9 protein-coding genes are annotated in these 11,332 nt (G+C 35.0%); 6 read left to right on the top strand and 3 right to left on the bottom strand.

What is annotated here, in order from left to right:
• Positions 1-3: 3 nt before the first annotated feature.
• Positions 4-324 carry a cupin domain-containing protein gene (locus tag AC6QZF_RS07595; protein WP_499799279.1) on the bottom strand — a complete coding sequence of 107 codons (321 nt, stop codon included), beginning with the start codon at positions 322-324 and terminating at the stop codon, positions 4-6.
• Between the two features lie 111 nt (positions 325-435).
• On the opposite strand from AC6QZF_RS07595, the gene AC6QZF_RS07590 reads away from it, so the two are divergent.
• Entirely contained in the window at positions 436-1,065 is a 630-nt protein-coding gene (locus AC6QZF_RS07590) for a glycerol-3-phosphate acyltransferase (RefSeq protein ID WP_499799278.1), read from the top strand.
• Here AC6QZF_RS07590 and AC6QZF_RS07585 read toward each other — a convergent pair.
• Complete coding sequence (locus AC6QZF_RS07585) at positions 1,030-1,848, bottom strand: class I SAM-dependent methyltransferase (RefSeq protein WP_499799277.1); 819 nt, start codon at positions 1,846-1,848, stop codon at positions 1,030-1,032. The genes AC6QZF_RS07590 and AC6QZF_RS07585 overlap by 36 nt on opposite strands.
• 105 nt (positions 1,849-1,953) lie before the next feature.
• Between AC6QZF_RS07585 and AC6QZF_RS07580 the strand changes: the two genes are divergently transcribed.
• Together AC6QZF_RS07580 and AC6QZF_RS07575 are read left to right on the top strand one after the other, a co-directional pair.
• Positions 1,954-2,418 carry a hypothetical protein gene (locus tag AC6QZF_RS07580; RefSeq protein WP_499799276.1) on the top strand — a complete coding sequence of 155 codons (465 nt, stop codon included), beginning with the start codon at positions 1,954-1,956 and terminating at the stop codon, positions 2,416-2,418.
• A 9-nt stretch (positions 2,419-2,427) separates the two neighbouring features.
• Positions 2,428-4,620, top strand: coding sequence for a TonB-dependent receptor (locus AC6QZF_RS07575; RefSeq protein WP_499799275.1), 2,193 nt, complete (start codon positions 2,428-2,430; stop codon positions 4,618-4,620).
• Between the two features lie 38 nt (positions 4,621-4,658).
• Here AC6QZF_RS07575 and fusA read toward each other — a convergent pair whose 3' ends face one another.
• Positions 4,659-6,749 carry an elongation factor G gene (gene fusA / locus AC6QZF_RS07570; protein WP_499799274.1) on the bottom strand — a complete coding sequence of 697 codons (2,091 nt, stop codon included), beginning with the start codon at positions 6,747-6,749 and terminating at the stop codon, positions 4,659-4,661.
• Between the two features lie 215 nt (positions 6,750-6,964).
• On the opposite strand from fusA, the gene gatE reads away from it, so the two are divergent.
• The 3 genes from gatE to AC6QZF_RS07555 form a co-directional block, all read left to right on the top strand.
• A complete protein-coding gene (gatE, locus tag AC6QZF_RS07565) occupies positions 6,965-8,905 on the top strand; it encodes a Glu-tRNA(Gln) amidotransferase subunit GatE (RefSeq protein WP_499799273.1) in 1,941 nt (646 codons plus the stop codon).
• Positions 8,895-10,283 carry a Glu-tRNA(Gln) amidotransferase subunit GatD gene (gatD, locus tag AC6QZF_RS07560; RefSeq protein WP_499799272.1) on the top strand — a complete coding sequence of 463 codons (1,389 nt, stop codon included), beginning with the start codon at positions 8,895-8,897 and terminating at the stop codon, positions 10,281-10,283. Before gatE ends, gatD begins: the two co-directional genes overlap by 11 nt.
• Before the next feature lie 12 nt (positions 10,284-10,295).
• A partial coding sequence (locus AC6QZF_RS07555; RefSeq protein ID WP_499799271.1) for a fibronectin type III domain-containing protein occupies positions 10,296-11,332 on the top strand: 1,037 nt, incomplete at its 3' end.

Below are 11,332 nucleotides of genomic sequence, written 5' to 3'. Positions count from 1 at the left end.
ATGCTATTCCTTAAAATGAATAGCCAACCATATTGTTTCCTCGTCTGGTGCAGTTTCGCTTACTCTATGTTCCTCATTTGGTTTTATTAGGATGTAATTACCTGGCTTCATAGTAATTTCTTCATCGTTTTCTCTGAATTCGAGTTTAGCCCAGCCTTTTAGAAGGAAGACAAGTTCTGCTCTTTCCTGCCTAAGCCACGTGTCTTCGGGTGTTTTTTGACCAAAGCTAATTATTCGTTCAACGTAAAAGTTATCTTTTTCTATTATTATTTCGAAGATCTCTTCACTTAATTCAGTAAAATGATATTCAAACAAAGACTTCATAAATTATTGTCTCAATTAATTCACAAAGTTAATTTTTTTGAACTACTTTTTAAAGTTTAAATTTACATTTGATTTTATTATTTTATACATCAATTATTAATTTGATTAAATATGAATTATCTTATTTGCTTTTTGCTTGGGTATTTAATCGGTGCTATACCATCAAGTTACTTGATAGTCAAGTATTCTACTGGGAAAATCCTATTTCAGGAAGGTTCAGGCAATGTTGGAGCTATGAATAGTTACGAAATAACTCGTAATAAATATATTGGCATTATTTGTGGTTTTGTCGATTTACTTAAAGGGGTTTTTACTGTCCTTATCAATTATTATCTTTTCAACAATGATGTGTTTTTTTCAATTGCTTTTTTTTCTGCGGTAATTGGACATAATTTTAGTGTTTTTATTAAGTTTCGAGGTGGGCGAGGACTCGCAACAGCTGCTGGGGGGCTATTGCTAATTAATCCCGTTTGGGTTTTTTTCTGGCTGCTATTATTTTATGTTGCTAGTAAATTAATTTCAACTAACGTTCATATTAATAACTTAATTGCTACTACTTTTTCAGTTATAATAGTTTATGTTATTCCCTTCAATCTCTATAAAATCACCAATATGCCTCTGTTAATGAACTTTTTCACATTCCAGTTACTTCTAACTTCTATTGGAATTCTGATTATTATCAAACACATTAAACCTATTAGAGATTTATTGGCTTCTGGAAATTTTTCTAACAATCCATAAGTCTTGTGGATATGGGTTTTCATATGTAGCTGGTGGCTCTATATGTTCAACTATTTCTTCATTTTCAAATAATTTCCATATAAATTCTGATGGCTGGAAAGAAGAAAACACTCGATGTCCTTCATATTCTGAGCTCCTCACAACTAACATCCCTTCTTTGAATTGTTTCTGTTCCTTAGGGGTCAACTTCGGTAAGTAAATCTTCCCTTGCGTCGAGAAAACAAATATTCCTTGCCTTTTCAGTATTCTTAATAATTCTTTTGCCCATTCATAATGTTTGCGCTCAGATAAATGTGTAAAAATTGAAAGGCCGTAAATAATATCAAAATAATTGTCGTCATATGGTAGTTTTGCTTCAATAGAGTTGTGATTAAATTCCACTTCTTTTATATTTTTCTGGCACCATTGAATTGTTTCGCTATTGTAATCAGTAGCAAAAAATTTGTTATCCCCAAGCACATTTGGGAAATGTCTTACAATTCGGGCAGGCCCACATCCCCAATCTAATATTTTTACATTTTGCAATTCGATATATTTTTCAAATATTGTTTTTAACCACTTTGCTGTTGCCAAACCGCTTAAACAATATTTTTCATAATCCAATCTGAATGATTCATATAATAAATAATCTGGTGGGAGCACAAAATCAGGATTGTTCTTCTTAAAATTAATATTTTTCTTGTGATATCTTATTCTGTGAAGGTAAAATCTAATCTTGTCAATTAAATAAATAATTTTTAAAAATCTCAATAAGTACGTTAAATATGCTTTGATTCTCGTCATTTTTGCTTTTGTTAAAATAATATTTTCAAATATAAACTCAATTTGTGAAAAATCATTATTTTATTATTTCGTTAAATTAGATATATTTTATTTTTAAGTATGCTTATGAAAAGAAAAAAATACTTGATTTTATTGATGTTCCTATTTCTCTCTTGTCAGGAAGGGCTTGCTCCAACTGAAAAAGCAATTATTAAAGGTAAAATCAGCTTTGTCGAAAATCTTCCTCCCGATTCACTAATAAAAGATTTACGCGTTGTGGCATTTAACGACTATCCTCCGAAGGATATAGTTTCAGAAGTCCTTACGGGGAATGCTATTTTTACTGAAAGCTTATTACCAATCAGAAACAATCAGTGTGATTATTTAATAGAAATTGACAAGTTACCTGCAACTATTTCATATCTTGTAGTAGCTCGCCAATATGGTACTTTATTCGAATGGGATGTTGTCGGGATATACTCGAACGATACTATTAATTATACACCTGAAAAAATATTCTTTTCAAAACCTACTACAATTAACATAGATTTTATTGTTGACTTCAGTAAAAAGTTGCCTCAACCATTTTAAGGGAAATGTATGAAACTTTTATATAAATTATTACTTCTTTTATTCTTTTTTTCAAGTGTTGCATTTGCTAAGCCAAAAGGTAGCTTGCGGGGAACAGTCTTGGATGCAGAAACCAAACTTCCTGTCATTAGTTCCACTGTGCGAATTGATGGTACATCTATCGGAAGTTTTACTAATCGCGAAGGTAAATTCGAAATTAAATCAATACCAATTGGGAAATATAAACTCCTTGTAAGTGCTGTCGGTTACGAAACTCAAAGGTTCGATGTGTTAATTCGTGAAAATAGAGATACGGTATTGGAAATTGGCCTTCGTCCAAAAGTTTTAGTTGCAGGTGAAGTTGTAATTACTGCCAATAAAAAAGTTCAAACAGTTCAAGAAGTTCCGATTTCATTAAGTATTATTAAAGGAAACATATTTAGCGAAAAATCAATTGTAACAATTGATAGAGCGTTAGAATATATCCCTTCTATCGAAGTAAATAATGATAATATCAGTATACGCGGTTCTTCGGGGTTCGCTTTCGGAATAGGTTCGAGAGCTATAATGCTTATTGATGGGATTCCTGTTCTGAGTGCCGACAATGGAGATATTAAAAGCGACGCCATTCCATTTCCTTTGATTGAACAAATCGAGATAATTAAAGGTGCAGGATCAGCACTTTATGGGGCATCTGCTTTGGGTGGTGTAATCAACTTAATTACACGCGAACCAAAAGAAAAAATGTATCTAACAGCTAATTCTAATTTTGGTGTTTATACAAAACCTAAATACAAGAGTTGGCGTTTTAGTGATAATTTTCAGCAGATTCGTCAAGTGAATTTTGCTTATTCTCAACGTTATGACAAGTTTGGTTTTAGCTCTTCCGCTTCTTACTCAAAAGACGATGGCTACCGTTTATATAATCGAGAAGAGCAAGCAATGTTATTTCTAAAAACTAGCTATAGCTTTAATGATTTCACTATTCTAAATCTATCAGGTCAATTCGCACGTTCATATCGAGATGACTGGGTTTATTGGAATAGTCTTGATAGCGCTACCCGACCACCTTCTGCAACTAATTTCGATAATCAAATCTCATCAAATAAATACTTTATCGCTGCCGAATTCCGTTCAATTATCTCGTCTAATCATTTTTTTACACTTAAAAACGGTTTTTATCTAACTGAACTTCAAAATGAACTAACGGGAAATGAATATAGGCAATCGACTGCTCAGAGCATTAATTCTGAAATTCAATTTAATTCAAAAATCAATGACTTGGTTAATTTAACCTATGGGCTAAATTATATTAACAATAGTGTGAAAGCAAAAATTTATGGGAATCAACATCAAAAATATATTTCCATTTATTCCCAAGCTGAAAATAAATTCGGCGATTTGGTGATTACTTATGGTGGTAGATTCGATGCCGAACAAACCGATTCGATCCACAAGAACTTTTCAAAATCAAAAGTTGAATTTTCGCCAAAAGCTGGATTAGCATATCGAACTGCCTTCAACTCCACTGTTCGTGCCTCTATCGGCAAAGGTTTTCGTCCTGCTTCCATTGCTGAAAGATTTGCATCAGTTGCTTTCCGAGGCTTTGAAGTTGTTCCGAATACCAAACTTAAAAATGAAAAAAGTATTTCTATAGAAGTTGGCTATAATTTGCCCTTAATTATTAATTCTATCCCTATAATTCTTGACTTTTCAATTTATAACAACGAACTTTTCAATTTAATTGAACCCAAATTCATTACCAATTCTTCTCCCAAAATTCAATTTGTAAATACTACAAGAGCAAGAGTTACAGGTATTGATTTTGATGCAAAATCAATGATTACAAGTTATTTCGGAACAGAACTTGCATTTAATGTTATGAATCCTATTGATTTGGAAAACGATAAAAAATTAAAATACCGCGCAGTTTTTTCTTCTATTATAAGATTTTTCTTTGTCTTTGATAATTTCGAACTTAACGCTGACTACCGATACAAGAGCAAAACTGAACGTGTTGATGATGAACTTCGCTTTCAAATCAAAAATTTCGATGCCCGCGTTCCGATTCACTTAGTTGATGCAAGCCTTAAATACAAGTTTTCTGATTTTAATATTGCACTTTCTTCATACAATTTGTTTGATTATTATTATACCGAGGTTCCTGGTAATTTAGGCATAACAAGACAAATTGTACTTTCAATAAACTATTGTAGAAATTGATAAAATAAAGGCAGCGTTTCCGCTGCCTTTATTTTGTGTTAATTTTTTTTCTTTATTTCTTGATATTCTTTGATGATTTCATCTTGAACTGATTTCGGGACAGGTGCATATTTCAAAAATTCCATTGTAAATTCACCTTTGCCTTGGGTTGCACCTCGTAAATCATTTGAATAACCGAACATATCACGCAAAGGAACTTCTGCTTCAACTATCGCATAATTATTTTCAATTGTTGTATTGATAATTATTCCTCTTCTTTGGTTGATTTGTCCTATTATAGTCCCTTGGAACTCTTCCGGAGCAGAAGTCTCCAATTTCATAATAGGTTCCAAAATAATTGGATTTGCTTTTGCAACAGCTTCTCTAATTGCCATTTTTGCAGCAGTTTTGAATGCCATTTCGGATGAATCTACCGGATGCATCTGCCCATCATTCAATTCTACTCGTACCCCAACAATAGGTTTCTCAATTAAATATCCATCTGTTAATTGTTCAGCAAAACCTTTCTCACATGCAGGAATATATTCTTTAGCAATAACACCACCAACAATTTTATTGAGAAATTCAAATTCTTTATTAGCTTCGGCTTCAATTGGTTCAATATATCCTGCCACACGAGCAAATTGTCCTGCACCACCAGTTTGTTTTTTATGCGTGTAGTTGAATTCAGCACGGTGTGTGATAGCTTCTCGATATGCAACTTTCGGCTTCCCAACAACAACTTCACAATTATATTCACGCCTTATTCTCTCAATGTATATTTCCAAATGAAGTTCGCCCATTCCTTTGATCACAGTCTCTCCGGTGTCTTCATCACGATATACCTGGAATGTCGGGTCTTCTTTCTGAAATCTATTCATTGCTTTTGAGAAATTTGCTTGCATAGACTTTTCTTTTGGAGCAACAGACAACTCTACCACAGGTGTTGGTATGTGCATAGATGTCATAGCAAAATTTACACTCCCATCTGTAAAAGTATCGCCCGAAGAGCAATCCACACCAAACATAGCAATAATATCGCCCGCCTGTGCTTCTTCTATATCATGCATTTCGCTTGCGTGCATTCTTACAAGTCTTGGCACTTTGAGCTTTTTCTTATTTGATGTATTAATTAAATTATCTCCTTTGGCGATTTTTCCTTGATAAATACGCATATACGTTAATTGTCCGTAACGCCCATCCTCCAATTTGAAAGCAAGAGCAACAGTCGGTGATTTCGGATCAGCAATTAGCTCTACTTTCTCTTCATTCTTATCCAAATCTAACGCGAAGTTCTTTACATCAGTCGGCGCCGGTAAGTAATGACATACTCCATCTAAAAGTGTCTGGACACCTTTGTTTTGTTTTGCAGTCCCAACAAAAACAGGGGTAAGGTGCAGCGATAGTGTTGCTTGACGAATAGCTGAACGAATTTCATCTTCTGAAATTTCTTCTTCGGCTAAATATTTTTCTGCAATATTATCATTAAAATCAGCGATACGTTCAATCATTATTGTGCGTCTGCGTTGTGCTTCATCTAATAAATGTTCTGGAATATCCCTTTCTTCAACAATTTCACCATTATTTCCAAGATAATAGACCGCTTTCATTTTAATTAAGTCAATAACGCCTTCAAATGAATCTTCAATCCCAATTGGCATAGTCAATAAAACTGGTTTTAAGTGCAATTTTTCTTCTAACTGAGCTACTACTTTATCAGGATTAGCACCTGCACGGTCAACTTTATTGATGAAAGCAATTCTTGGAACAGCATAGCGCCTCATCTGTCTATCAACAGTGATAGATTGGCTTTGCACACCAGCAACCCCACACAAAACAAGTATGGCACCATCAAGCACCCGTAGAGCTCTTTCGACCTCAACTGTGAAATCAATGTGACCCGGTGTATCAATCAAATTTATTTGATAGTTCTTCCATTCACAATAAGTAGCAGCAGATTGGATTGTAATCCCCTTCTCTCTTTCCAAATCCATCGAATCCATTGTCGGTCCAGCACCAGTTTTGCTTCTTACCTCAACGACTTGATGAATTTTCCCTGTATAATAAAGAATGCGTTCGCTTAAAGTAGTTTTGCCTGAATCAATATGAGCGGCAATCCCAATATTTCGCAATTTTGCAATATCAAACATTTTCTATAACCACAAATTGTTAATAATTAATTCATCCAATTCAAAATAGAAAAGCAAAAATACAAAAAATCTTTTAATTTTAATACATTTTTTTATTAAAAACTTGTTAATTTCCAAATATTTAGTTCCAATTTGTTCTTACAAAAACATTTGAATTGCAAAAAAATATAAGTAATTTGCAATAATAAATATATTAATCAATTTATGGATTGCTTATGTCGGATTTTCTTTTTAAGCCATTTGACGAAATGACACCTGATGATTATGCCGAAATTGGTTTTAAATCAGGATTAGAAATTCACCAACAATTACTTACAGAGAAAAAACTGTTCTGCCGTTGTCCTGCTGGTAAATACAATAACGATATTTATCACGCTGAAATTCTTCGCCATATGCGACCCACCCTTTCAGAACTTGGTGAATACGATGGAACAGCCTTAATGGAATTCAAAACAAAAAAAGATATTATTTATAGAATTCATTATGATACAGTTTGTACATATGAAATGGATGATACTCCACCATTTGAAATCAATGAAGAAGCTTTGGATATTGCATTGGAAATTGGACTTTTGCTTAACGCTTCACTTGTCGATGAACTCCATATTTCCCGAAAGCAATATCTCGATGGTAGTATTCCAACAGGTTTCCAGAGAACAGCAATAACAAGCGTCGGCGGATTTATCCCATACAAAGATAGAACTATTGGCATAATTCAAATGTCTTTAGAAGAAGATTCTTGCCGAGAGGTTTCTGACTTCGGTCATACACGAATTTATCTAACTGATAGGCTTGGTATGCCACTTATCGAAACAGTTACCCAACCTGAAATGAGAACTCCGCAAGAAGTTGCAGAAGTTAATGAACTGCTTCGACGTCTTGTTAATTCAACTGGCAAAGTTCGTAATGGTATTGGTGCCGCCCGACAAGATGTTAATGTTAGCGTCCGTGAAGGAACTCGCATCGAAATTAAAGGTGTTCCCAGAATTCCGATGATACCTCTTCTTACTTACAACGAAGCTATGCGACAGTGGAACTTGCTTCATCTTCGTGATGAATTAAATAAAAGAGGTATAAATTCTGATACATTTGAAGCTAAGTATTTTGATGTAACAAAACTGCTCACAAAAACACGATACACCCCAATTCACAATGCCATTTCAGAAGGTAAAATGGTTAATTGTGTTGTTCTTCGTGGTTGGCGTGGGTTACTTCGCTGGCAAACTCAGACCGATACATATTTTTCGAAAGAAATTTCTGATAGAGTTAGAGTTATTGCTTGTCTTTCTGTGTTGCCAAATATTGCTCATTCCGATAGCCGTAGCGAAACTCTTTCGTCCCACGAATGGCAGAAGGTTCGTAAATTTGTTTCCGCGAGCGATGATGATACTCTCGTATTAGTCTGGGGAGATGCTCGTGATGCCAATACTGGTGCAAAAGAAATTATTATTCGTACAAAAGAAGCAACTATTGGCGTCCCTTCGGAAACTCGACAGGCACTTTACGACGGTACAACTGGTTTTGAGAGAATATTGCCCGGTCCGCAAAGAATGTATCCCGATACCGATTTGCCCCCGAAAAAAATTACAGATGAACGCAAGCTTCGAATTAAACAAAACCTTCCGAAATACTTTTGGGAAAGGGAAACTTGGTATAAATCTATTGGTGTTCCTACGGATATTATCAAGGATTTGTCTGTTTCGAAATATGCCAAAACTTTTGAAATTCTTGTCGAAGAAATGGGAATTTCGCCAGTATTTGCCGCAATTACTCTAATTAATTTCCCAAAGAAGTTGAAGAAAAAAGGCAAAGATATTTCTTTCTTAGACAGCAATATTTTTATTCAGGTATTTGAATTATTCAAAAATAATTTTATTTGCAAAGATGGCATTTTTTATCTTTTAGAGTTAATCGCCAGCAATAACGGTAAGTTCGAGAAAGAAATGATACCTCAGCATTGTAGTCAATCCGAATTATTATACGAAATTCGTCAAGCATCAAAAAAAGTTGAGAAAATGAAACTATATGACGAAAAAAATAAAATTACTTTGACGTTATCTCTCGTAATGAAGAATCTATTTGGTAGGATTGATGGTTGCATCGTTGCTAAGGAAGTAATCAATTATTTTGAAAAGGAGATGAATAATGAGCAATAGCGAAGATTACAAAGGCTATCGGGGACGTTCGCTCGAAGTGCTTCAAAATTTCAATGCTATGGTTTGGAGCGAAGTCTATCTCGAAACAAGTGATGGGACTTTCGATGGTATTATCCTGCCTCGGTCCGAAACTGCGGACGACCAACATGTTGTTTTGAAACTACCAAGCGGTTATAACATAGGTCTTCGGGCAGATAAAATCCAAAACATTAAAATTTTAGGCAGAAAAATTGCTCATTATAAAATTCCTGAAAAAGAATTCCCATTTAATCCAAAATTACCAAAGGTTAAGCTTTTTGGCACTGGTGGAACAATCGCAAGCCGACTTGATTATAGAACCGGTGCGGTAATTCCTGCTTTTTCTCCTGGTGAATTATATGGTTCTGTCCCAGAACTTGCAGATTACTGCAATTTAGAAACTGAAAAGCTTTACGGAGTTTTCAGCGAGAATATGGGACCTGAACAATGGATTGGCACCGCTAAAGCAATTGCTCGCGAAATTGAAAAAGGCGTTCACGGTATTGTCATTGGCCATGGCACAGATACTATGCACCACACAGCTGCTGTTCTGTCGTTTATGATACAAAATTCACCTGTTCCAATCGTAATGGTTGGCTCGCAACGCTCTTCCGACCGCCCCTCGTCCGATGCTGCATTGAACCTAATTCATAGCGTTAAAACAGCTGCCGAAAGCGACATTGCCGAGGTTATGGTTTGTATGTTTGGACCAACTTCTGATGAATATGGGCTCCTTCATCGCGGAACCCGTGTTAGAAAGATGCATTCAAGCTATCGCTCTACTTTTCGAACAATTGGTGATATACCACTCGCGATGGTAAATCGTCAAAAAATCACACCTTTACGCAATGATTATAAACGTCGTCGTAATGATAAAAAAGTTGATTTGTTCCCTTATTTTGATGATAGAGTTGCTATAGTCTACTATTATCCAAATATGAAATCCGATATTATCGATTCCCTTATCGACAACGGATACAGAGGAATTGTAATTGCCGGAACAGGTCTGGGACATGTCAATAAACCACTTTACCCAGCTTTGAAACATGCCAAAGAAAATAAAGTTGCTGTATATATGACTGTTCAAACTCTTTGGGGGTACGTTCAGATGTATGTATACGATACAGGCCGCGATATGATGGAACTTGGTGTTGTTCCAACTGCAAATATGCTTCCAGAAGTTGCTTATGTTAAATTGGGCTGGGCATTGGGACAAACAGACGATTTAGACGAAGTGCATCGTATTATGCTTACCCCTATAGCTGGTGAAATTACCGAACGCGAGCCAAGCAATGGCTATTTGATTTTTCAAGGAGGTATTCCCGAAGTCGAAGAATTTATCTCAAAAGTTAGAAAATAAATTGGAGTTAGAATGAAAACTAAATATTTTATTGTAATAATATTTTTGTTTGTTTGGTGCGATCTGAATGCTAAAAATACTCAAGCATTCTCGAATCAATCTGTTTCAAGTAATATTATATTTTTCTCTCAAAATCCACAAATTTCAAGTTCAAATCCTCCACAACTTCTACTCCCAGCAGATAATTCAACAAATGTTTCTCTCAATCCAACACTTTCGTGGAGTTCTGTTGCAGGAGCGATTTCTTATAGAATACAGATTTCAATGGATTCAAGTTTTACAAATCTTCGTTCCAATATTGTTGAAAGTTCCAATAATGTTATTATTTCTGGACTACTTCCACAAACGCAATATTGGTGGCGCGTTTGTGCGAAAGATGCAACTGATTCCACTGCCTGGTCGATTTCTAAAAAATTTATTACTAAGAATGCTGATTCAGCAATATCAATTGGTATTGGGACCGATTATGATGTTGCACAGCCGATAGATAGGTATTATTCTTACTCAACTTGTGAAATGATTTACACTCAAAGCGAACTCGGCAGCGCTAAATTTCTTAAATCTATTGCATTTTTTAAAGGGTTTGGCGATAACAAAGAACAAATTACAGGTATACAAATTTATATGAAGCATACTGCTCAACAAACTTTTAATAGTGGAAGCTACTCGCTTTCTGGTTATTCTTTAGTTTATCAAGGCAATTTCCCCAATAATTTAGATAGTGGATGGCTCGAAGTTGATTTTAATTCAATGTTTTATTATAATGGGGTTAATAACTTACAAATATTGATTATTAAATCGTATCAAGCACCGTTAGATTATTTTGATGCACCGTTTTGGCGTTTTTCCTTGCTTAATAATAATCGACAACGCTCTGCGTCATCCGATTATTATCAACCCACTTATTTGGATGCACTGCCATTCCAACCTGATATTCGCTTCCGATATGTTTCTAATCTTCCTTCACAACTTTTCCCGTTGGTAAACGGCTGGAATATGATAAGTGCGAACGTAGAACCGGTAAGCACATCAATTCCAACGCTTATGGC

Origin of the sequence: Eximiradius sp. (assembly GCA_937127445.1) — a bacterium.
In the GTDB taxonomy this organism is placed as follows: domain Bacteria; phylum Bacteroidota; class Ignavibacteria; order Kapaibacteriales; family UBA2268; genus JAKIZO01.
The sequence above is the reverse complement of the archived record's forward strand: the minus strand, read 5'-3'. Positions and strand labels throughout refer to the sequence as shown.

Bases quoted from the DNA above. Each gene is read 5' to 3' on its own strand.
- AC6QZF_RS07580 (WP_499799276.1), top strand. From the start codon at position 1,954: ATGAAAAGAAAAAAATACTTGATTTTATTGATGTTCCTATTTCTCTCT.
- AC6QZF_RS07575 (WP_499799275.1), top strand. From the start codon at position 2,428: ATGAAACTTTTATATAAATTATTACTTCTTTTATTCTTTTTTTCAAGT.
- AC6QZF_RS07585 (WP_499799277.1), bottom strand. From the start codon at position 1,848: ATGACGAGAATCAAAGCATATTTAACGTACTTATTGAGATTTTTAAAA.
- gatE (WP_499799273.1), top strand. From the start codon at position 6,965: ATGTCGGATTTTCTTTTTAAGCCATTTGACGAAATGACACCTGATGAT.
- AC6QZF_RS07590 (WP_499799278.1), top strand. From the start codon at position 436: ATGAATTATCTTATTTGCTTTTTGCTTGGGTATTTAATCGGTGCTATA.
- AC6QZF_RS07595 (WP_499799279.1), bottom strand. From the start codon at position 324: ATGAAGTCTTTGTTTGAATATCATTTTACTGAATTAAGTGAAGAGATC.
- fusA (WP_499799274.1), bottom strand. From the start codon at position 6,749: ATGTTTGATATTGCAAAATTGCGAAATATTGGGATTGCCGCTCATATT.
- gatD (WP_499799272.1), top strand. From the start codon at position 8,895: ATGAGCAATAGCGAAGATTACAAAGGCTATCGGGGACGTTCGCTCGAA.